This window comes from Pseudomonas sp. CBC3, assembly GCF_037967085.1.
Taxonomy (GTDB): domain Bacteria; phylum Pseudomonadota; class Gammaproteobacteria; order Pseudomonadales; family Pseudomonadaceae; genus Stutzerimonas.
Map to the genome: position 1 here is coordinate 930568 of NZ_JBANEO010000001.1, position 21333 is coordinate 951900.

Here is a 21333-nt window from a genome sequence, read left to right on the forward strand (position 1 = left end):
GTTGGTTCTCGGTAGAGACGCAACGCGTCCTCGGCGGCGCCATCAGCTGGCGAAAACGTTAACAAGTCGGTTTCCTTGAGATGGCGGGGTCGATGAACTCCGCCAGGCTTGTTAGGGTCTTGACCCGCCACCCGCAGATTACGAAGGGAACTCGTATGGCCAAACCCGCTGCTCGCTTATCTGACACCCACTCCTGCCCTATCCCCGGCCACGGTTCCAACCCGATAGCCGTTGGTTCGCCGGACGTCTTTTTCAACAACCTACCTGCTGCCCGAGTCGGTGACGCCAGTAGCTGTGGCGGCGCGATATCAGCAGGCGAAGCCACGATTTTGGTCAACGGCAAACCGGTTGCATTCCTCGGCAGCCCCACCACGCACGGAGGCAGTATCGTGACGGGCTCCGGCAACATTCTGGTCGGCTCGTCAGTGAGCACGGCGCCCTTCACCGCGCCAGCGCCGATGCCTAACCAGTTGGACGAGCATTTCGTGCTCAGCGATAGCGATACCGGTCTGCCTTTGGCCAACCGCCCTTACAAGCTGAAGACGGCCTCCGGCAAAGTTATCGAAGGCGTTACCGACGAGCACGGCAAGACCAAACGTGCAGCGGGCTACGCGGCCGAGGCCGTGTCCGTCGAGTTCACGCCACAAACCGAAATCTACATTGGCTGAGGGCGCAGCATGTCGAGCACGGAGCCAGTCGTCGCACAATCGAACCTGAGCCCGGCGAGTAAGCCTATGGCGACAAGGGGCTCGGCTGCTATCGCCTGGTTTTCCCGAACCTGGCGAGCGCGGTGGAGCGCTTCGGCTACTTCAACTCACGCGCGATCACCTTTTCCAAGTATGGCAGCGAAGGCCTCAACGACCTGCGCGGAGCGTTGGCGGACTTCAACCTACGGGTGGCGGCCGAGGGTGACGTAGAGGTACATGCAGATCGCATCCTGTTTCGCCCGAGAACCTTGCTGTTCTATGCCGAGGACAACTACGACTTCAACGACGATGGCTCGGTGTTCAGCCAGCCGCTGGGCTTCTGGAACTTCGATGGCATCGCTCCCAGCCTGCTGGCGGCCACGGCGCATAATGCCGGCGTCGATGCGGTCTCCAGAGGCATCATGCAACAGTCGTTGTTCGGCATGAGTGCGCAGAACCAAAGGCGCTACATAGACGAACAGAGCAAACGCTACATGCTTGTGCTGAACAGTCATTTCGCCGACTACCGGGCCAGATACAAACGAGGCGGAGACTTCCGCGTATTTTCCGATCTGCTACGCGAACCCCTACCACCCGGCACGCCCGCCATCACCCTGCCGAAACACTGACATGAACAAAGCCATTCTCGCTGTATGCAGCCTTCTCGCCGCGCTCGCCCTGCTCTTTGGCTGGAGCCTGAGCGATGCGCTGAGCGCGCCGCCGTCGGTTTCGCAAGTCAGCCCACACGGTGGCCATTTGATCGAAAGCGTACCGGTAGAGGGCCTGCTCGTCCCTGGCGGTGGCCTATCGTATCTGCGCATCGTCGACCGTGCGGACCGGTCGAAGGTGTTTCGCAGCCCGCTCTATACCACTCGCTCAGTGGATATGCGGACGAGCGAAGACAGCCAAAGCCTGGGCGTGACCTGGATCGCCTTCGACAAGCGCACCCAAGGCTTCACCCTGAGCATCCCTCAATGGCGCCCGGACTGGCGCAACATCTTCTTCAGCAATACGCCCTATGAGGTCGTGCCGAACGGCTGAGCCACAAAGAGAGCGGATGGATTGCCTCCAGGTTCGCCCAGTACGAAACCGTGATTCCCACACCATCGCGGGCGGACTCAACGCCGAGAAAGCCCGGCTGCATCGCCGCCAGTTCCAGCATCCGGCCGGCCATCGCGCCGTAACCCCGATCGCCCTCGGCCCGAAGCGATGTGAAGACGACGGCGTAGTACGGCGGTTCAGGCGTCTGGGCAATCTGGGTCATGCCGCCTCGGGGAGTGGCGTTCGTTTAGCATGGTTTCGTTAACCCTTTGGAATCGTTTCCGGACGAACATAGGGCAGCATGTGCGCCACGTAGTCCGCCTTGCCGAGATTGATGCCTTCCTTGCGCAAGATCGAATAGGCGGTCATGACGTGAAAATAGAACTGACCCAGCGTCCAGTCACGGGCATATTGGTCTGCGGTCAGATCCAAGACCATCCCGTTCGGGAGTTCATGGGCGATGGGCTCATTCCCCTCTACATCGAGCGCATCGGCGGCGAGGCCATCGAGCAACGCGACCGTCTCATCGATACGGGCATAGGCCTCAGCGAGCGATCCGGGGCTTTTGACAGCCTGACGCCCCTCGTTCAATAGCTCGTTGATAGCAGGCGGGAACGCCTCGCCCCGCAACCGACACATGGCCTCTCGCGCCTGGACACAGGCAAAGCGAACCTGAGTGGACAGCGGATACATGTCGGGCGCCAACCGCGCGGATAACAGCGCCTGCGCCTCTGCTTCCGGTAGCTGGGCCTGCGCTTTCCTCAGCCACCCGGCGAGTGTCTTGAGCATCTGCGTGTAAGTTGGGACAAGGAGTGACGTTAGCTGCATGGGTTCTTACCTTGGGATTGAAGACTGATTTATGCCGAACAAAGTGACGGGGTGTAGCTAGGCAAGCGTCGGGCAGGCGGATCGCTCTGCCCTCTTACCTTCATTCTCCCAAGAGCTGGTGTCCGGCTTCTTTCAAAGCGTCTACCGCTTTATCCAGATTCTCCGACTTGACCAATATGAAGTCCGTATCGAACGTGCTTATCGCGAAAATGCCAACGCCAGCAGCCGCGAGCGGGTCAAGGAAGGACGCCAGAATCCCTGTTTGGTCAAAGGCAAACGGCCCTTGTACTTTGATCGCACGCCAAGGCCCATCCACTCGGGTTGAACCGGTTGCGACACCCTCAGCGCAGACAATCGAGAGCTCATCGCCCGTCCGGGTGATCGAAAAGAAATCTGGTGATGCCAACACAGCACTCGGCAGGTCAGTATTTGGCTCTAACCGTGCAATCACAAAACGTTGGGGGAGCACAGAAAACGATGGGTTCATGTCATGAGACCTCGTGATTAAGCGAACGGGGTGCCTGAAGTAAGAGTGATAGGTAGCGTTGAATGAACGCCCGTTCCTCCAGCGGAGGGGCGATTAATAGATCTGTCCCCTTTTTCCGCGGTCTGCTTTTTGGGGACTCACCGCCAGCCAGAAAGATCAAGCAACCGAGGCGGGAGTAGTAGCCTTGAAATCTGACAGGATGAATATCGTTTCGCTGCTTAGAAACGCTTCTACCTCGGGTAACGTGGCCAGTCTTTCATGGATCAGCTTTACCGCTGTAGTGCTGCCGGTGACCTTCACGTCCAATACATAGGCCTGCTGATCGAATTTCAGGCGGGCTGAGTGCTTGGTTAACGTCCCGTCCGTTTTCACCAGCGCAGTTGCGGAAAGCTCATGGTCGACCAGCGCCAACGTGGTTTGGCTATCAAGCCGTTCCTTTCTACCCCTCAGCTCCTGGGCTGTCAGCCAGCCGCCTATCCATACAGCTACTATGACAACCCACACCCATCCATACGGCGGCGGTCGTCTATCAGAAAAGCCATGACGGCTACCCATCCATTCGACGATGACGCTAACAACGTCTTCCACTGCAACTCCTTCAACGCGTACATTTCGGGATGGGCTTACGTATTAATTTTCAGTGTTCTGTGAACTCGAAAATAAATCTGTCCCTTTTCCGATCTCGCTCACTCAGGAATCACAATACTGAAAGTACGGAGATCGAGATACGGCTTGTTTCCATAAATAAAATTTACGCCCTTCTCGCTTGGTATCAAAGGCGGTGCCAATACTAGAAGAACCAGTAATAAATAACCTATAAGAAAAGGCATAGACCGGGTGACGCTTATGGATTTCCTAGCTTCTTTTTCTATGAATATCTCGTAGTCACTTTTGACCTTGATTTTCTCAAGCCTGCGTAAGAGGCTCATCTTGTCCTTTTTCTTCATCTGATGCATCACCATCAGAAATATCATGCTAACAAAAGCCCAGAATTGTGGCTGAGGTGTTCCTAGTGAGGCAATAGCAAATGTAAAAGCGAAAAATCCGATATGGTCATTTAGGTATTTTTCCCATTCCCTGACCTCTCGTTGAATCTGGCGATAATCTTCTATAGGGTTTGGTGTCCTTTCTGTGATCATCTACTATTTCCTATCTCTGACAGAATCGATTGACGGAGGCAACTGTCTTATTAAATATCTATCATTTGTTTGCCACACAAAAGGGACAGATAGATTTTCCAGGCTGCAATATATAACGAATAAATAAATCTGTCGCCTTTTCAGTTTATATTAACCTTACTTGAATAGGAACAGCGGCATGACACAGAACATGTTTATGCAAGACGTACAATCTGTGATTGATGAAGCTCCAATCTTGTATAAATTCTTCAGATTTAACGAAAACGTCTTGTATGCATTGATCGATAGTTATCTATGGTTTTCAGTTGCCGATAAATTTAACGACCCGTTTGAAGGGGTGAGTTTTCCGACCTTAGAAAACCAGTTTCTTGACATTTCCAAGCACATCGATTGCCTTACCGAAGAAGAGTACCAATCGCTGAAAGCTGAGTATTGCAAATCACCTAATTCTATACGATCTATCTACCTCGATAAGTTTTTAAAAGCGTACTCAGCTGATATGGAACAATTCAGGAATTTAGGGTTCTGTTGCTTTCTATCAGGGCTAGAGAAAAATGAGCTAACGGTCGACCAAGAAATGATGATGTGGAGCCACTACTCAGACGGTCTCAGAGGATTCCGCTTTATATACGACACGTCAAAACTCATAAAGTCTATCCCTAGCGCAGATATATACCCAATTGTCTATAAAGATACGCCTCCAACGGTATCTTTAGCTTCCTATATGTACGAAACTCGTGCTGGCCCTTCATCTCCTAGATATAGCCATTCTTTTGGGCAGAACGTATTTACAACCAAACACAGATCGTGGTCTTACGAACGAGAGATACGGCTCCGAAGATCCGAATATGGCGCTTGTCCATACGATAAAAATTCCATACTCGGGGTCGATTTCGGATCGAAAATGACTTTGCCACAAATTAGGATAATTCAAGCTTTGCTTGCGCATCTGCCACGAAAACCTGAATACCGGATAGCACATATTTCTGATAGTAGCTATCGCATCATGTATTCAGCATTCGCAGAGGACTAGCATTCGTTGGGCGGGTGCAACCCCGCCTTATAAGGCTGTCACAGTTTGCTGGGGCGAGTATTTCTACTTTCAACCGCGCTACCGTACACGCTTCGAGTTGGTCAGATAATCACTGCCAGACAAAGGGCCCTTGTATATATCCTCCAGCAAGAAGTGCAATACTTCCTTTAGCTCCTTTTTATGACTGGGCAGTTTAATTTTTCCATTATTTATCACAACAGGTAAGTTAGGGAAGCTTGCGGCAGCAGTTGAAATGTCATTAACTGAATAACTATCAAGGATTCCCGAGTTCTTTATAGTGTGAGCCATTTTTCTAACTTGCGAATCTGCCTGAGATATAAAATTAGACAAATCCGCAATCTCTATAGACCCATGTTGCGCCATTTCTGTGAGATCATCATCTGTAGCTTCTCTATAAAAATCCGCCAAATCAAAGACCATACGAGCATTATGAAAGCTCTTAAACTTCGTTTTATTGTCTTCTATTATGGCCACCAACTTTGTATCGATGGTGAATATATCATCCGTTGATTTTACAAATATGTTGCCAGTTTGCATTTTTATGATAGGTAACTGGCTTAACGAAAGCGCCTGACGTGCAGAGAATTTCTGCAATAAAACCTTAGTCGTTCCGCCTGTGGTTATTCCTGTAAATAGCGCCTTTATAGGCTCATTTAAAAAGTTTGATATAACCAAACTAGGAAACGAAGTCGCATTAGCGTTGATTGCATCAATCATCATTTTAGATTCAGCGATATCGTCAAGGGTCAGGACTTCATTGCTATCAGGTTTCCAATCGCCATTGAAAGCAACTTCTACATCGACACCTCGCTCAAATAGAATACGCTGAGATTCAAAAATTTGAACGAGCTCTGTTTGGAGTGGTTGATTAACCCCAATTCGCTTGATTTGACAGCTTCCGCTATCATCCTTAATAAATGCGAAAAAATTTTGCTGTGCTGTCATTTTAATTCTCTACGTCGATGACTATGTATTCTGTTAACTGGGCTACTATTAACGGCTGGCTAGCATGCCTTAGTTCTTTCTTTGTAATAAGAACGTAAGTGACACCCTCCGGGGTTCCAACTTTGTAAAAATGCCACTTCATAACACCTAAAAGCGGATTGAAATGATAGCTGTAACCAGTGCTAGTAATGATTGCAAAGATCACCAATGTAGGCACCCACACCATCCAATTTAGCGAACTGAAGCTCGCAGTAAATAAAGGCAATAAGTACAGTAATAAAAAACCCATGTTTTCGCGATCAGCAGCCTCAACGGTTGCTACTGAAAAGTTAAATCGCTCCATATTCTTTTTTGCATATCTAAGCATCCAAACACACACCAAAACTAGCAATAGCGATGCCGCAATTGCCAATCCCGAGAATACTTTGTCTCCATCAAACCAAGCTACCCATGCATATGTAAACCCTACAGGCGCAATAGCCGTGCTGGTAAGTAGTATTTTTGCAACCGCGCTCAACACATTTTGTACCTATTGAATTGATTCCGCACTTTGCGGCATTAGCAGAGCACCGCAACGTTATCGGTGCCCTCCAGAATTCTTATGTTCCACCGCATTCCTGAGGCCATCTGCGCGCGACGGGAGGGCGAACATGCGATGAAGTTTTTTCGAGTCACGCACAACCCTCCCTCATCACCCCAAGCCCCTCCCTCACCCCACCAATCGCATCCTGCACCCGCCTCGTAAAATCCGAATGCACCTGATACGTCATCACCAATCGGTCAATCGCTCGCGTCATCGCCACATACAACAACCGCGCTTCATCCGCTTCGGCTTCGCCCTTCTTCGGCATTTCGCCTAAGCCCGGTATCAGCACCAGCCCGAACTCCAGCCCCTTGCTGGAATGCATGCTGACGATCTTGACGCTGTCTTCGCTGCCGTAGAGTTCGCCGCGGCCTTTGGAGCTGGTGCCGGATGCGTAGGCGATGCCCGCTTGGGCCAAGGCGCGTTCGGCGGCTTCGGCCTGGGCGTTGTTGCGGTAGATGATCGCCATGTCGTTGAGTACGCGGCCGTTGGCCTGTTCGTCGCGGATGCGGGTGACGAGGCAGTCCCATTCCTGCCAATGGCCTTGGCAGAGGATGAGTTCGGGGAAGGCGCCGCGGCGGCCGGCGCTTTCGGGGACGATGATGGGGACGCCGTCTTCGCCGGCGTCGCGGCCGGCGAGCAGTTCGGTGGCGAAGGCGCGGGCGACGGAGAGCACTTCCAGCGTGTTGCGGTAGTTGAGCTTGAGGATGGTGGTGCGGCCTTGCGCCTGGATGCCGACGCTGGCGAAGCTGAAGTCCAGCCCGGTCTTCTTGCCTCTGCCGCGGTAGATGGATTGGGCGTCGTCGTAGAGCACCAGCAGGGCGTTGGTGGCTGGGTCGACCATTTGCACGATGAGCTTGAACCACTCGGGTGCGAAGTCATGGCCTTCATCGATCAGCACGGCGGAGTACTGCGCGCGTGGGATCTGGCCACGGTCGACGCCTTCGATGGTCTTCTCTACCTGTTCGGCTGCGTACTTCGCCGCAGACGAGCTCCATTTGGGTTTATCGACGTTGTAGGTCGTCAGCATTTCCGAACACCAGCCATGGAAGTGCAGGACGGTGACTTTCTCACCCAACCCTTTCTCCACAAGAACCTGACGCAAGCGCCCGGCCAGAGAGCGATTGAAGCAGAGCACCAGTATCGGCTTGGGCGAAACCTTGGCCAGCTGCTCGCAGCGGTAGCCGAGGATCATGGTCTTGCCGCTGCCGGCGGCGCCGTGGATGACGCGGTGGCCTTCGCCGAGGGAGCGGGCGAGCTGTTCCTGCTGCAGGTCCATGACCTTGATGAGGCTGGGGATGGGCGCGTCGCCATCGGCAAACAGGCCAAACTGCCCCGGCAGGCTGCTGACGCGCACCTCGGGGTAGAGGTGATAGCGCACGCGGTCGATCTGCGGCAGCGTCAGGGTGCAGGGGAACACGTGTGGGAACATGTTCCACAGGCGTTGCTGGAAGGCTTCAGGGTCAGCGGTTTCGGTCATCTCGTCCTGGAAGATGACGCGCTGCGGGTCGAGCACGTCGTGGAGGTCGGTCTGTTCGAACTGTCGGCGAGTGATATTGGTCAGCACCACGCCCCAGCCCCACGGCATGATCAATTCGCCCGGCCGGGGTGAGCTTTTGCTCTGGCGTAGCAGCGGATCTTTCTTTAGCGCTAGGTCGACTTCCAGAACGAATGAGCGCGCCTGCAGCATGGGGTTCGGCTGGGTCTTCAAGCCGCTTGAGGTATGCAGGGTGACCTTGCCGTGGGTCATGCTCTGGATAGTGGCGAGCTTCCAGTCCTTGACCTCCAGCACGAGGATGCCGCGGCGTGGGTGCAGCACGACGAAGTCGGGATAGCGCGCCTTGGGCCCAACCGGGACGTTGCTCCAGCAGAGGTAGTCGTCTTCCAGCAACTTTTCCAGCCGCTCGGCAAAGCGACGCTCGCCAGCGGTATCGAACTGGCACTGAGACCGAACGGGGAAAAAGCGGGCCATCTGAACCTTCCTTGGGAGCGGACCGGTGCAGATCGTAGCGTCGCAGCGGAACCGTGAACGAGTGCGCAGTTGCTGCGCGTGATGGCACATTAACCACTGCTTACGTACGGGTAAAGCAGACGATGGATTAATCCCGACTTTTCACGCCGGCTCCTGACGCGCGGTCATTCGCGCCATTTGCACTTTCCGCCCGCCAACCCTGTCCACTCCTGCATGACTCACTTGCGGAGGTAATCGTGGAAGGCATGTTTTTCAGTAGCGCAACGACGCTGATACGCACGCTGGTAGTCGGCGTGCTGGCCTATATCAGCCTGGTGCTGTTGTTGCGCCTGTCGGGGCGGCGGACGTTGTCAAAGATGAATGCGTTCGATCTGGTGGTAACGGTGGCGCTGGGGTCGACCTTTGCGACGATTCTGCTCAATCGCAATGTGTCGCTGGCCGAGGGGGTGCTGGCCTTCGCGCTGTTGATCGGGCTGCAGTACGCGGTTACCTGGTCGAGCGTGCGGGTGGCGTGGGTGCGGCGTACGGTGACGGGTGAGCCGGCGCTGCTGTTCTATCGAGGGCGCTTTCTCGGCGACGCCTTGCGCGCGGCGCGGGTGACCCAGGACGAGGTGCGTGCCGCCGCGCGCAGTCAGGGGCTGGCCGCGCTGGATGGCATCGAGGCGGTGGTACTGGAGACCGATGGCAGTTTTAGCGTGATTACCGATGGCGCGGGCGAAAGCCGTTCCACGCTGGACGGGGTGAATGTGCCTGGGCCGAATGAAAAGGGCGTTTAAGATCGTGGCAGGGTTCCGCGGCGGCTGATCGACAGGCCTATGCCCAGGCGACCGCGCCGGTCCGGTTGCCGCAACGGGTCTGGCATTGCGACCAAATGGGGGAGAAGCGGGTCATCTTTACCTTCCATGGTGACGGGCCGGACACCCCGTCGTGGTAGCCGCTTTTGGCTTAAGCCGAGCGGCTTGTTTGTGATCCGCGTGCGCAATACAGGCGCGTGCGCGCCACGTTACCAATGCGTTTGACGGACAAAGCGTCGCTCCCGATTAATCATTACTTATTTTAGGGTTATCAGACGTATGGCTAGGCAGGATGCGAGTCCGCTTGGTGCAGGCTCGCATGGAAGTAGAGCCTACTTTTGCTCGTCTGAAGACTTGGGCATAGGAATCGCGACACTGCTTTCTACGCTGCCGGCCGTGGCATCGCCCTCCTTGTAGAAGGGCTCCATCTCGTCTCTTGCTTGCGCCCAGTGTTCGCCTTCCTGTCCTTCGGGCCGGCCTTTGGCCTCCCAGATTTCGTATGCCTTTTCACGAATGCGTTGTTCGTCGCTCATCTCGCTCACCTCGCTGTGTGAATCAAGCCGGTGTCGGCCACAACGTTGCCTTGGACGCCGACGACCCACCTGTTCAGCAGAGAGGGGTAACGTGAAGATGGTTCCGGTATTCCTTGCGCAGCCGACGAACCGACTGTTCGGTGATGTCCATGGCGAATGTTGTGCGGCTTCGCTTGATTACTGGCGCGGGCCGGTTGCAGTGGCAGGCGTCTGCTCTCGTTCGATTTCGATCTGCAGGGCATAGGCGGGGCGTTCGACGCTGCGATGGTCGCGGGTGTAGCGCCGGGCGAACTCGCCGACGCCCCATTGCAGATATTGCTCGACGTGCTTGAGCTCATGAGCCCAGAGCGCGACGTTATCGAGGGCGTCGGCCTCGTTGCGAAAGACGATGATGTCGATCAGCGTCACAGCGGTGACGTCGGGGTTCTGCAGCAAGGTATTGGCGGCGTTGAGCACAGCGTCATCGCCCACCCTGTATCGCGCCGTTTCCAACACCGCCAGATCGAAGCGCGACTCGAGCTGCGAGCGGATGTGCAGCGGAATAGGCTGGCTTTTCTGTAGCGCCAGCTGGTCGCGTGATTGGCGTATCCAACTCTCCAGCCCGGCGGCGGCCAGCCATTGCACCTGTTCGTAGAGCGCTTCGGTATCGCGCGGCGAGCCGGGTAGGCAAACGCAAACGCCCAGACAGATGGGCTGCTCGCCCGGCCGGCAAGCGGTCTGGGCGGGCGCCGCAGTAGCGCACAGGCAGGCAGCGCCGAGCAAAACTTGACGGAACAGGCGCACGGTAGGAAAGGGCACTCGAATGGCTCACGAACTGGAGGTGCGAACGGCACCGAGTGGTGCCGTTCGGCGCGTACTATAGCCGCGCGGGGCAGCGCGGCGAAGGGCCAACCTAGTCGGTCATTTCACTAAAGCACCGACGAAGCCGCACTCACCACGCGCAACGCCAGCCCTTCGTAGGGATCGAGGTTGAGGGTCACTTCACAGTTGTCGGTCAGGTCGCCCTCGACCCGCTCATGGATGATGTCCACCACCGGACCGGGCGCGATGCCGGGCAGGCAGAGGGTTTCGCTGATCGGCTCGGCGCTGAAATTCAGTGCGGTGATCTGTACGCCCTTGCCAGCCGGCAGTTCATGCACCATGACCAGCAGCCCTGGTGTCTGGACATCGGGAATCATGATCTGCTTGCTCGCGGCGATGTCATAGGCGCGACGGACGCTGAGGATGTGCTTGAGCTGACAGGCGAAGGAGCCCGGGCGCTGCAACTGTTCGACCAGGCTGCCGTAGAGCGAGCGCGCCTTGGGCAGGCCTTCAGTGGAAGTTTCGGCCTCGGGTGCGAGGTCGGCCAGGTCGTAGGCGCCGCGATGCAGCCAGCGGGTATCGCCGTCGCCCATCAGGTGTGCAACCTGCTCGGCTTCCAGCGGCAGGGCGCCGACCAAGTCCCAGCCGGAGAGGGCGAACACGCCCGGCTGCATGGCGTTGAACATCACCAACAGGATATGCAGGCGCTGGATCTGTTCGATCTCGGCCGCGCCGATGGTATTCAGGTCGCGAATGCCCAGCGCGGCGGTGATTACGCTCACGGTTGTACAGGACACGCCATTGGTGACGAACTTGAGGTTGTAGGGCGCATGTTCGCCGGTCAAGCGTTCGTACATTTCCTCGCGGATGTGCTCGCGCAGGATGCCGCCCGGCAAGGTCTGGCCGTGGTAGTGGTAATGGTCGTAGGCGTGCAACGTCCAGAAATGCACCAGCTCCAGGGTCAGCTCGTCGTGGTTCTGCATCGCGTGGATCAGCGAGGCCGGGTCGATGCCGAAGGCGTGGACCTCGCGCAGCATCAGCCGCAGGAACTCAGTGTCGCCGGTCAGCAACGCGTGGTGATAGGCGGGGCGGGTGATGAAGTCATAGGACAGGTCGGCGCCGCCGTGGGACATGCTGGCGATATCGTCGATGGTCAGGTTCAGCTCCTGGAAGCTGAAGCCGCCGGCCTTGCGGATGGTGCTCGCGATCAGCTGGTTCCCGGTGACCGACAATGGGTGGCTCTCCGACCAGGCGGTACCTTCGGCGCGGCGCTCGACGCCGAGAAAGCCGTTGGCATCCAGACGCAGCACGCGCGCGCCGGACACGTCGATGGCATGCAGGGCATCGCCGATGATCAGCTGCTGGGCGGCAAAGGTCGGGTCCAGCCAATTCAGCGACGGCTGGCCTTCCTTGAAGTAGTGCAGGTACACCCAGCGGCGGCGCTTGCCGTCTACGCCGGTGACGATGCCGGTGGCGCTCCAGTCGGTGTCCTTGATCCCCGGTTCAAAGAAGATCACCCGCTGCAATTGGCCGACGATGTAGTGCTTGTCCTTGAGCTGATCGACCACCGGCGGTGCGAGATTGACCGAGTCGCGCCCTTTGGGCACCTCAGGCAGCAAAGGCCAGTCTTCCTCGTTGATCTCAACCATGTGGTACAGGCCCGGATAGTCACCGTAGGCCATCTCGGCCAGGCGGAAATCAGCGCCCTTGCCGGTGTGCGCCGGGACGATGTCGTCGATAACGATGGCATTGTGCGCGGCGGCCATGCGGCTGAGCTGCAGCATTTCCGCCTCGGTGCCGAGGTTGGGGTCGATATCGAAGCTGATGCGGTCGAAGTTGCCGTCGATGGTCGGGGTGAAGTCACGCCCGCGCAGACCGCCGGAGCGTTTCATCGGACCGTTGTGAATGCCCTGCACGCCGAGTTCGGACAGGGCGCTCCAGAGGCGATCGTCACCCAGCGCCTGCAACACCGAACCGCCTTCAGGCGTGATGATGGCGGCGGGGTAGGCGGTGAACCATACCGAGGAAATGGCGCTGGCATCGCGTGGCCGCGCCTGCGCGTAGGGGCGCTGCCAGAGCCGGGCCTGCCCGGCATAGAGACGGGCCCGCTCGCGGGCTGTACGAAGCATGGATTGGCTTTCCAGCCATTCGATGTAGCTGCTGTCTGGTGTGCTCATAGCGACGTTCGTTTCCCGGTGCGCTGAGGGACGATGTAGTCGTTTGAGTCGGACGCACCGGCATCGTTGCATTGCGCGATGTATCGATGCGCTAAAGGGCGGACACGCGGCGTATAGGTTCGTCGTAGAAGCGAGCTTGCTCGCGAAACACCGCGCCGTGCCGCCCGGCTTGCAAGGCAATTCGCTTCTACGAGCGCCTTCTGATGCGGCGCTTCAACGCGCGCCGGCTACCGCCGCCGCCGCATCGCCAGGTTGCCCGGCCAGTTGGCGCGCGGCCTGCTTCTGCTGCTTGTAAGCCAGCGCAGCGGGCGCCACCGGTGTGACCTTGCCGGTCTCAAGCCATTTCTTCAGACGACTGGCATCGGCCATGTGGGTGTACTTGCCGAACGCATCGAGCACGACGAAGGCCACTTCGCGTTGATCCATGACGGTGCGCATTACCAAGCAGTGTCCAGCGGCGTTGGTGAAGCCGGTCTTGGTCAGCTGAATGCTCCAGTCGGGTTTGCGCACCAGCGCGTTGGTGTTGCGAAAACCGAGGGTGTAGTTGGGCTTGTGGAAAGCGACGGTCTTTTCGCCCGTGGTGCTGAATTGTTCGATCAGCGGATAGCCCTGGCTGGCCTTGAGCAGCTTGACCAGATCATTGGCGCTGGAGACGTTCTGCTCGGACAGGCCGGTGGGTTCGACATAGCGCGTATGGGTCATGCCCAGCGCCAGCGCCTTGGCGTTCATGGCCTGGATGAACGCGGCGTAACCGCCCGGATAGTGATGCGCCAGGCTCGCGGCAGCGCGATTCTCCGAGGACATCAGGGTTAACAGCAGCATCTCGCGGCGGCTGATCTCGCTGCCGATACGCACCCGCGAGAACACGCCCTGCATTTCCTGCGCATCGCGGATGGTGACGGGCAGTCGCTGATCGAGAGGCAGCTTGGCATCGAGCACGACCATTGCCGTCATCAGCTTGGTCACCGAAGCGATGGGCACCACCCAGTCGGGATTGCTCGAATAGAGCACTTCGTTGCTGTTGAGATCGATCAGCAGGGCGCTGCTGGAGGCCAGCTCCTGTTGCACGGTCGATTGTGGGGCAGCGCTGACCGCTGGAGACACGACGACGCTGCCGCAAGCAAGCAGCAGGCCGAGGATGGATTGACGAAATTTCAAAATGGACACCGATGAATTGGCATTGACGAAAGACGCGCCGAGGCCGACAGACGCGGCGCGCATTTTATAGATAAACCCGAACCGCGCCTTATATTTCTGCACGTTCAGCACCGTTACCACCAGGTTGCGGGCATACCGCTGCGCTTGCGAAACCGCGCATGTGGCGATGCTCAACGCAGCGCTGCTGAGTGTAGAAGAACATTGCGAGCCTCGCTTGGAGTCGGGTGGGCGCTTCCCTCGCTATCGGCAGCGTGGCGCAGCCAACCAATCAGCCCGACGGACGGGAACCCGCGCGGATGCTGCTGGTCCGCTACCTACCAGGACGTCGCCGGGAGGGTGCACCTTCGCCCGGCCATGGGGTCCAAACAGCACATTCAAACGGGGAGGACCGATTATGTCCCGCTTCAGCAAGCCCACCACACGCGACGAAATCGAACGTGAAATCCACAACCTCATGACCGCCCTCGACGAGCTCAAGCACGATGCGACCCGTGGTTCACGGCATCGCTTCGATTCCCTGCGTTCGCGTGCCGAGTCGCTGTGGCACGACGCAGATCTGGACGCGCACTATCGTGATCTGTCCAAGCGAGGCCGCGAAGCCAGCCGCCTGGCCAAGGATTGCGTACGCGAACATCCGCTCAGCACCCTGGCGCTGGCCGCCGGTGCAGTGGCGCTGATCGGTTATCTGGCCACACGTCGCTAGTCGTTAGAGGCATCCGCTCATGCTCAACGCCGAGACGCCGCGCCTCAAGTTCGCCCTGTACGGGGCGCATTCCAGCCTGGGCAACGCCTTGTTGTGCGAGCTGCTGAGCCGACAGCATGAAGCCGTGGCGCTGGTCAACGACCTCAACTCGATGACCGCTCGTCCCGGACTGCGGACCAAGCCCGGCGACCTGTTCGATGCTGCCAGCGTGGCGCGCAGTGTCGCCGGCATGCATGGGGTGATTTGCTTGTTCGACAGCCCCTCGGTTCCCACCGCTCCAGGCGCCGCCGTCGTGGGGCAGCCGCAGGATCTGTATCAGGCGGTGGAGACGTTGCTGTCAGGGCTACGTGAGGTGGGCGTCGAACGCCTGCTGCTGGTGGCCGACTTTACCGCCCATGCCGATGAGCCAGAAGTCACGGCCGCCTTGCAAATACTCGCCGCCGAGCATTCGCTGAAATGGACCCTGGTGGATGCCGACAGCGCGGGTGAGGATTTGTCGATCGAAGACTTCACCAATCTCGAAGGGATGGACGCCGAAGACCGTCGCGTGCGGCTACGACGCATCGCTGCAGGCATGGTCGACGAGCTGGAAAACCCGCAGCATGTGCGTCAGGAAATCCGCTTTCGTATCTAACCGGCCAGTTGGCGACGCAGCTCAGCCAGCACCGGCGCCGACTCCGGGCGCACACCACGCCATAGCTCGAAGGCCGCCGCAGCCTGTTCGACCAGCATGCCCAACCCATCGCGAGTGACCGCGCCGCGTGCTGCGGCCCATTCACAAAAGGGTGTGGGTTTGGCGCCGTACATCATGTCGTAGCAGAAGGTTTCACCAGGCCCGATCAGCTCATCGGCCAGCGGCGGCAGTTCGCCACCGAGACTGGCCGAGGTGCCATTGATGATCGCATCGAAGCGGCCTTCCAACTGCTCGAAGGCGCTCGCGCTAATCGGCCCCAACTCGGCGAACTCCGTGACCAGCCGCTCGGCCTTCGCCAGGGTGCGATTGGCGATCACCAGTGCGCCGGGACGCTGAGCCAGCAGCGATTCGAGCACGCCACGCACCGCGCCGCCAGCGCCCAGCAGCAGGATGCGTTTGTTTTGCAGAGCGATGCCAGCGTTATCCAGCAGATCGCGCACCAGACCGATGCCGTCGGTGTTGTCGCCCAGCAGCCGGCCATCGTCGAGTTTCAGCAACGTATTCACCGCACCAGCGCGACGTGCGCGTTCGGTCAGTTGATCGGCCTGTCGATAAGCGTCTTCTTTGAAGGGTACGGTGACGTTGGCGCCCCGGCCATCGGTGAAGAACTGACGGGCATAGCCAGCGAAATTGTCCAACGGCGCCAGCAGGGGCTCGTAGCTGAGCGACTGGCCCGTCTGCTCGGCGAACAGGCGATGAATCTGCGGCGACTTGCTGTGGCCGATGGGGTTGCCGAATACGCCATAGCGGTCCATGAATAAGCTCCAAACTGCGAGTGACAAGCTCAAGAAAATCAGGCGTCGGCGAGCCAGTCGCGGTCCTGTAGAAAGTATTCGGTCAACCGCGCTTCCGGCGTGCCGGGCTCGGGGTGCTTGTCGTAGCCCCAGGCGACCTGCGGCGGCAGCGACATAAGGATCGATTCGGTGCGCCCGCCCGATTGCAGGCCGAACAGCGTACCGCGGTCATAGACCAGGTTGTATTCCACGTAGCGGCCGCGCCGCAGCAACTGGAATTCGCGCTCGCGCTCACTAAAGGGCGTGGCCTTGCGCTTGCGCACGATGGGCAGGTAGGCGTCCAGGTAGGCATCGCCGACGGCGCGCATGAAGGCAAAGCTGGTGTCGAAATCCCACTGGTTGAGGTCGTCGAAGAACAGCCCGCCGACACCGCGCGGTTCGTTGCGATGTTTGATGTGGAAGTAGCGGTCGCACCACTCCTTGTAGCGCGGATAGACATCGGCGCCAAAGGGCGCGCAGGCATCACGGGCGACCCGGTGCCAGTGCATGCAGTCTTCCTCGAAGCCGTAGTAGGGCGTCAGATCGAAGCCACCGCCGAACCACCAAACAGGTTCTTCGCCGTCCTTCTCGGCGATGAAGAAGCGCACGTTGGCGTGGGAGGTCGGTACGTAGGGGTTGTTCGGGTGAATCACCAGCGACACGCCCAGTGCCTCGAAGCCACGCCCGGCCAACTCGGGGCGATGCGCGCTGGCCGAAGGCGGCAGACCGCTGCCGTGCACGTGGGAGAAATTCACCCCACCTTTTTCGACCAGTGCGCCGCTCTCGATCACTCGCGTCCGTCCACCGCCGCCGGCCGGGCGGGTCCAGGCGTCCTCGACGAAGCGCGCGCCGCCGTCTTCGGCTTCCAGCGCGGTGCAGATACGATCCTGCAGATCGAGCAGGTAGGCTTTGACGGCTTCGGTTCGGTCGTTCACGAGATCACCTTGGCAAGAGGAGGGCAGTGCGATGAGGCGAGCAAGCATACCATCCGCCCGGTTGACGAAAGCCCGCCGGAGGGGTTGGATAGCCTCCTTTATGCCCGCCAGGAGACTTTCATGTCGCAGCGTATCCAGTTCAGCCAGCACGGTGGTCCCGAGGTTCTCGAACAGGTCAAGGTCGAGGTTCCCGTCCCCGCCGCCGGTGAGGTTCGCGTGCGCAACCACGCTATCGGCCTGAATTTCATCGACACCTATTTCCGCAGCGGCCTGTACGCGCCGCCGAGCCTGCCCTCGGGGCTGGGAACCGAAGGTGCAGGGGTGATCGAGGCGGTGGGCGAGGGCGTCGATCAATGGCAGGTTGGTGATCGCGTCGCCTACGCCTCCGGTCCTTTGGGTGCCTACGGCGAGCATCACGTTCTGCCGGCGCGGCATCTGGTGAACTTACCGGAAGCAATCAGCTTCGAGCAGGCGGCCGCGGTAATGCTCAAGGGCCTGACCACGCAATATCTGCTGCGTCAGGTGCATCCGCTGCAGGCAGGCGAAACCATTCTGTTCCACGCGGCGGCCGGTGGCGTCGGCTCGATTGCCTGTCAGTGGGCGAACGCATTGGGCGCACGGCTGATCGGCGTGGTCGGTTCGGCGGAAAAGGCCGAACGCGCCAAGGCGCTAGGCGCCTGGGCCACCATCGACCGCACCCGCGAGGACGTGGTGCAGCGAGTCATGGAGCTGACCGATGGCCAGAAATGTCCGGTGGTCTACGACTCGGTGGGCAAGAGCAGCTGGGAAGTTTCGCTCGATTGCGTCGCGCCGCGCGGGCTGCTGGTCAGCTTCGGCAATGCCTCGGGCGCGGTGACTGGCGTCAACCTCGGCGTGCTGGCGCAGAAGGGCTCGCTGTTCGTTACCCGACCGATCCTGGCCGGCTACGCGGACACGGCGCCACGGTTGCAGGCAATGGCGGCCGAGCTGTTCGAAATGATCGCCAGCGGCAAGATCAAGGTGGAGATCGGCCAGCGCTTTGCGCTCAGTGAAGCGGCCGAAGCGCAGCGGCTGCTGGCCGAGGGACCCACCACGGGGTCGACGATTCTGTTGCCGTAGCCGTAGTCTGCAGGGCCGAATTCATTCGGCTGCGGATGGAAGGCCGAACAAGTTCGGCCCTACGGCTCTGCCGAATCCTCTAACCTAACTCGCCCGTATGACTTCTCCGCTACGTACATCCCGGATGGTGCTGGGATTGCGTCGCCCGCCCAGGCGGCCACCGAGCACTGCGTCGAGCTGGCGCGGAAAATACTGCTCGACGCGCAAGCGTGTACGGGCCGATGGGCGGCCTGCGGGATTTGCCGAGGTGGACACCAGCGGACCCGTCAGCTCGCAAAGCCGCGCGACCAGTGGATGATCGCTAACGCGCAAGGCCACGCTGTCATGTTTGCCGGTAATCCACTCGGGTAGGCGCTGCTGGTGCGGGATCAGCCAGGTATTGGGTCCCGGCCAACTGCCCGCCAGGCGATCCAGCCAGCGCTCGGGCAGGTCTTCCAATAGAAAATTGAACTGCTCGATGCGGTCAGCCACCAGAATCAAACCCTTCTCCACCGGACGATCCTTCAGCGCCAGCAACCGGTGCACCGCATCGCTATTCCAGGGATCGCAACCCAGCCCCCAAACGGCTTCGGTCGGATAGGCGATGACACCGCCGTTTCTGACCGCCCGAGCCGCCTGCTGCACACGCCAGTTACCGACCATCACCACCTCCGCTGCTTGATCCGCGCAGTGTACCCAAGCGCATGTGGCGAAACAGCTGCACTCAGCCGACTCGCGCGATCCAGAAACCGTTTTCGCAGGCGACCAGCCCTTCGATTTCTAGCTCGGTCAGTTCCGCCAGAACCTGTGCCAACGGTTGCACGACCGCACCGGCCAGGGTCTCGCTGGTCATCGGCGCGGCGTGTAGCTGATCGAGCAGGGGATGAGCCGGTCGATCGGGTTGCGACCGGCTGTTAGGGACCGTCTGCTGCCAGCCCCGGAGTGCCTGAAGGATGTCGTCGACGCTTTCCACCAACGCCGCGCCCTGGCGGATCAGCTGATGGCAGCCGCGGGCGCCTGGATGGTGAATCGAGCCGGGGATGGCATAGACCTCGCGCCCCTGCTCGGCCGCGAGCCGGGCGGTTATCAGCGAGCCGCTGGAGGGGCTGGCCTCGACCACCAAGACACCCAGGGACAGTCCACTGATGATTCGATTGCGACGCGGAAAATTGGAGGCATGGGGGGCACAGTCCAGAGGCAATTCGGAAATCAGTGCGCCGCCCGCTTCGACGATGCGCGCGGCTAGACCGATGTGGCGGCGCGGATAGAGATGCTGCAGGCCGGTACCCAGCACCGCCACGGTCTTGCCGCCGACATCCAGCGCGCCCTGGTGCGCCGCGCCATCGATGCCGAGCGCCATGCCGCTGGTGATCACGAACCCGCCGTTCGCCAGGCTTCGGGCAAACGCCGTGGCATTATCCAGCCCGGGACGCGAAGCGCGGCGGCTGCCGACCATCGCCAGTTGCGGGCGCTCCAGCAGACCTGGGTCGCCGTCGACGAACAACAGCGGCGGTGCGTCCGGCAGTTCTGCCAGCAGCGCAGGGTAGGCGGGATCGTCCCACATCAGCAGCTGATGGCCTGGCTGCTCAAGCCAATTCAGGGCCGCAGCGGCTCGCTCGCGTATCGCCGGGCTGCGCCTGGGTTCGGCACAGCTGGCCGGCAAGCCCAGGGCACGCCAGGCGGTTGCCGGTGCACTGAGCGCGGAAGAGGCGTCGGGAAAAGCGCTGAGCAGTTTTTGCAGGCGCCGTGGGCCGAGCTCCGGGAGCAGATGCAGGCGTAGGCGGGCTTCGAGTTCGGCAGGGGAAATCGCAGGCACGTAAACATTCCTTGTCTTGGCGCACCGCATCCATACGGTGTCGATCAGCAGAAAAAAGCCCCGCATCGGCGGGGCTCGGGAATCTCAGGGATTACGGACCTTATCCATCACCGACAGCGAGCGGGTCGCTTGCAGCACCAGACCGTAGCTGAGCTTGTCGTAAGTGCGGAAGACCATCAGCAGGCCCGAGCGCTCATCCGGAATCTTGACGTTTTCGCCGGTGACCCGGTCGCGTACGGTTTCGCCGGTCTTGTATACCGCCAGTACGTTGCCGATGCTCAGCCCGTCACGCGCGCCCTTGTTCAGGGTGACCACATCGAACTGACCGATCTGCGTCACGCCGCGCGGCACGTCGAGAATCACGCCGTTGACTTCTTCTTCCGGCTCGCTCGGCATGAAGGTCGAGTTCACTGCGCGCTCTTCGCTGGGGAACATGCGGTCGCCGATGCGTGCCTCCTGGGTGACACGCGTGAGCATCATGGTCGCGATGTCACCTTCCATGTCGATACGTTCGGCGGTGCCGACGTCGTCGGCATTGATGCCAAGGAACTCACCGGTGTCAGGATCCGCATAGGTCTTGCCCTGACGGAAGATGCCGTAGATGGCGATATCGTCCTGGAACTCGCCACGCCCGTAGACGCGGTCGCCGGAACCGCTGATGACGCGTTCGGCGTTGCCGGCGACGATATAGGGCGCGGCTTCGAATTCGGCAGCGCTATCGACGATGCGGTTGCTCAACAGAAAACTGTTGATGGCTTCCAGCGGGATGGTGCTGATGGCTTCAGCCATGGGTGTCGTGCGTACGGTGGGGGAGAGCTTGATGGTCCCACGCGATGCGCCGCGGTTGAGCATGATGCGGGGCTGGCCGTCGATGTAAACCAGGCTCAGGCTGTCGCCGGGATAGATCAGATGCGGATTTTCCACCTGGGGATTGGCATGCCAGAGTTCCGGCCATTTCCAGGGTTCGCTGAGGAAGCGACCGGAAATATCCCAGAGGGTGTCGCCTTTCACTACGGTGTACTGCTCCGGATGATTATCCTTGAGCTGCACAGCGGCCTGCGCCATGCCGCCAACCGCCACCAGCAGCAGGGCGAGTAGTGATTTCCTCATGTGGTGAATCCCTTTATGATGTGCCTT

The 21333-nt window shown here is 59.3% G+C and carries 24 protein-coding genes and 1 pseudogene; 8 read left to right on the forward strand and 17 right to left on the reverse strand.

The annotated features are described in order from the left end of the window. Nucleotides 1-155 precede the first annotated feature (155 nt). From V6943_RS04220 to V6943_RS04230, 3 genes are all read left to right on the forward strand, one after another. Entirely contained in the window at nucleotides 156-668 is a 513-nt protein-coding gene (locus V6943_RS04220) for a PAAR domain-containing protein (RefSeq protein WP_340552697.1), read from the forward strand. 110 nt (nucleotides 669-778) lie between these two features. Next, nucleotides 779-1315, forward strand: a complete 537-nt coding sequence (locus tag V6943_RS04225; protein WP_445324122.1) for a DUF6402 family protein — start codon at nucleotides 779-781, stop codon at nucleotides 1313-1315. 1 nt (nucleotide 1316) lies between these two features. Then, nucleotides 1317-1727 (forward strand): hypothetical protein, encoded by a 411-nt coding sequence (locus V6943_RS04230; protein WP_340552699.1) that lies wholly within the window; start codon nucleotides 1317-1319, stop codon nucleotides 1725-1727. Between the two features lie 19 nt (nucleotides 1728-1746). Here the strand turns inward: V6943_RS04230 and V6943_RS04235 are convergent. From V6943_RS04235 to V6943_RS04255, 5 genes and pseudogenes are all read right to left on the reverse strand, one after another. Continuing rightward, nucleotides 1747-1950: pseudogene (locus V6943_RS04235) on the reverse strand (antibiotic biosynthesis monooxygenase family protein); the annotation flags it as partial. Nucleotides 1951-1988: 38 nt separating this feature from the next. Further along, nucleotides 1989-2555, reverse strand: a complete 567-nt coding sequence (locus V6943_RS04240) for a DUF1993 domain-containing protein (RefSeq protein WP_340552701.1) — start codon at nucleotides 2553-2555, stop codon at nucleotides 1989-1991. 100 nt (nucleotides 2556-2655) lie between these two features. Further along, a complete protein-coding gene (locus V6943_RS04245) occupies nucleotides 2656-3042 on the reverse strand; it encodes an ACT domain-containing protein (RefSeq protein WP_340552702.1) in 387 nt (128 codons plus the stop codon). 156 nt (nucleotides 3043-3198) lie between these two features. Next, complete coding sequence (locus tag V6943_RS04250; RefSeq protein ID WP_340552703.1) at nucleotides 3199-3630, reverse strand: hypothetical protein; 432 nt, start codon at nucleotides 3628-3630, stop codon at nucleotides 3199-3201. A 98-nt stretch (nucleotides 3631-3728) separates the two neighbouring features. Beyond that, on the reverse strand, nucleotides 3729-4181 hold the full coding sequence (locus V6943_RS04255) for a hypothetical protein (protein ID WP_340552704.1): 453 nt from the start codon (nucleotides 4179-4181) through the stop codon (nucleotides 3729-3731). Nucleotides 4182-4359: 178 nt separating this feature from the next. Between V6943_RS04255 and V6943_RS04260 the strand changes: the two genes are divergently transcribed. Continuing rightward, nucleotides 4360-5214 (forward strand): DUF2971 domain-containing protein, encoded by an 855-nt coding sequence (locus tag V6943_RS04260; RefSeq protein WP_340552705.1) that lies wholly within the window; start codon nucleotides 4360-4362, stop codon nucleotides 5212-5214. Between the two features lie 78 nt (nucleotides 5215-5292). Here V6943_RS04260 and V6943_RS04265 read toward each other — a convergent pair whose 3' ends face one another. The 3 genes from V6943_RS04265 to V6943_RS04275 form a co-directional block, all read right to left on the reverse strand. Continuing rightward, entirely contained in the window at nucleotides 5293-6180 is an 888-nt protein-coding gene (locus tag V6943_RS04265; protein ID WP_340552706.1) for a Kiwa anti-phage protein KwaB-like domain-containing protein, read from the reverse strand. 1 nt (nucleotide 6181) lies between these two features. Then, nucleotides 6182-6700, reverse strand: coding sequence for a hypothetical protein (locus V6943_RS04270; RefSeq protein ID WP_340552707.1), 519 nt, complete (start codon nucleotides 6698-6700; stop codon nucleotides 6182-6184). Between the two features lie 151 nt (nucleotides 6701-6851). Further along, on the reverse strand, nucleotides 6852-8735 hold the full coding sequence (locus V6943_RS04275) for a 3'-5' exonuclease (RefSeq protein ID WP_340552708.1): 1884 nt from the start codon (nucleotides 8733-8735) through the stop codon (nucleotides 6852-6854). Between the two features lie 236 nt (nucleotides 8736-8971). Here V6943_RS04275 and V6943_RS04280 point away from each other — a divergent pair, with 236 nt between their 5' ends. After that, nucleotides 8972-9511, forward strand: a complete 540-nt coding sequence (locus V6943_RS04280; protein WP_340552709.1) for a DUF421 domain-containing protein — start codon at nucleotides 8972-8974, stop codon at nucleotides 9509-9511. A gap of 350 nt (nucleotides 9512-9861) precedes the next feature. On the opposite strand, the gene V6943_RS04285 is transcribed toward V6943_RS04280, so the two are convergent. The 4 genes from V6943_RS04285 to pbpG form a co-directional block, all read right to left on the reverse strand. Further along, nucleotides 9862-10062 (reverse strand): DUF2934 domain-containing protein, encoded by a 201-nt coding sequence (locus V6943_RS04285; protein ID WP_256049469.1) that lies wholly within the window; start codon nucleotides 10060-10062, stop codon nucleotides 9862-9864. A 177-nt stretch (nucleotides 10063-10239) separates the two neighbouring features. Then, nucleotides 10240-10860 carry an eCIS core domain-containing protein gene (locus V6943_RS04290; RefSeq protein ID WP_445324108.1) on the reverse strand — a complete coding sequence of 207 codons (621 nt, stop codon included), beginning with the start codon at nucleotides 10858-10860 and terminating at the stop codon, nucleotides 10240-10242. Between the two features lie 110 nt (nucleotides 10861-10970). Beyond that, on the reverse strand, nucleotides 10971-13040 hold the full coding sequence (gene treS, locus V6943_RS04295; RefSeq protein ID WP_131649178.1) for a maltose alpha-D-glucosyltransferase: 2070 nt from the start codon (nucleotides 13038-13040) through the stop codon (nucleotides 10971-10973). A 213-nt stretch (nucleotides 13041-13253) separates the two neighbouring features. Continuing rightward, nucleotides 13254-14198 (reverse strand): D-alanyl-D-alanine endopeptidase, encoded by a 945-nt coding sequence (gene pbpG, locus V6943_RS04300; protein ID WP_340553028.1) that lies wholly within the window; start codon nucleotides 14196-14198, stop codon nucleotides 13254-13256. A 394-nt stretch (nucleotides 14199-14592) separates the two neighbouring features. On the opposite strand from pbpG, the gene V6943_RS04305 reads away from it, so the two are divergent. Further along, a complete protein-coding gene (locus V6943_RS04305) occupies nucleotides 14593-14901 on the forward strand; it encodes a DUF883 family protein (protein WP_131649176.1) in 309 nt (102 codons plus the stop codon). Between the two features lie 19 nt (nucleotides 14902-14920). After that, complete coding sequence (locus V6943_RS04310) at nucleotides 14921-15535, forward strand: NAD(P)-dependent oxidoreductase (protein ID WP_340552710.1); 615 nt, start codon at nucleotides 14921-14923, stop codon at nucleotides 15533-15535. Here V6943_RS04310 and aroE read toward each other — a convergent pair. Together aroE and hemF are read right to left on the reverse strand one after the other, a co-directional pair. Further along, nucleotides 15532-16350: a shikimate dehydrogenase gene (gene aroE / locus V6943_RS04315; RefSeq protein ID WP_340552711.1), complete on the reverse strand. Its 819-nt coding sequence runs from the start codon at nucleotides 16348-16350 to the stop codon at nucleotides 15532-15534. The genes V6943_RS04310 and aroE overlap by 4 nt on opposite strands. Before the next feature lie 38 nt (nucleotides 16351-16388). Next, on the reverse strand, nucleotides 16389-17303 hold the full coding sequence (gene hemF, locus V6943_RS04320; protein ID WP_340552712.1) for an oxygen-dependent coproporphyrinogen oxidase: 915 nt from the start codon (nucleotides 17301-17303) through the stop codon (nucleotides 16389-16391). Between the two features lie 120 nt (nucleotides 17304-17423). Here hemF and V6943_RS04325 point away from each other — a divergent pair, with 120 nt between their 5' ends. Further along, on the forward strand, nucleotides 17424-18401 hold the full coding sequence (locus V6943_RS04325) for a quinone oxidoreductase family protein (protein WP_340552713.1): 978 nt from the start codon (nucleotides 17424-17426) through the stop codon (nucleotides 18399-18401). Nucleotides 18402-18485: 84 nt separating this feature from the next. Here V6943_RS04325 and V6943_RS04330 read toward each other — a convergent pair whose 3' ends face one another. The 3 genes from V6943_RS04330 to V6943_RS04340 form a co-directional block, all read right to left on the reverse strand. Continuing rightward, nucleotides 18486-19043, reverse strand: coding sequence for an L-threonylcarbamoyladenylate synthase (locus V6943_RS04330; protein WP_131649171.1), 558 nt, complete (start codon nucleotides 19041-19043; stop codon nucleotides 18486-18488). A gap of 61 nt (nucleotides 19044-19104) precedes the next feature. Beyond that, a complete protein-coding gene (gene dprA / locus V6943_RS04335) occupies nucleotides 19105-20196 on the reverse strand; it encodes a DNA-processing protein DprA (protein WP_340552714.1) in 1092 nt (363 codons plus the stop codon). A gap of 84 nt (nucleotides 20197-20280) precedes the next feature. Continuing rightward, nucleotides 20281-21306 carry a LysM peptidoglycan-binding domain-containing protein gene (locus tag V6943_RS04340; RefSeq protein WP_131649169.1) on the reverse strand — a complete coding sequence of 342 codons (1026 nt, stop codon included), beginning with the start codon at nucleotides 21304-21306 and terminating at the stop codon, nucleotides 20281-20283. Between the last annotated feature and the right edge of the window lie 27 nt (nucleotides 21307-21333).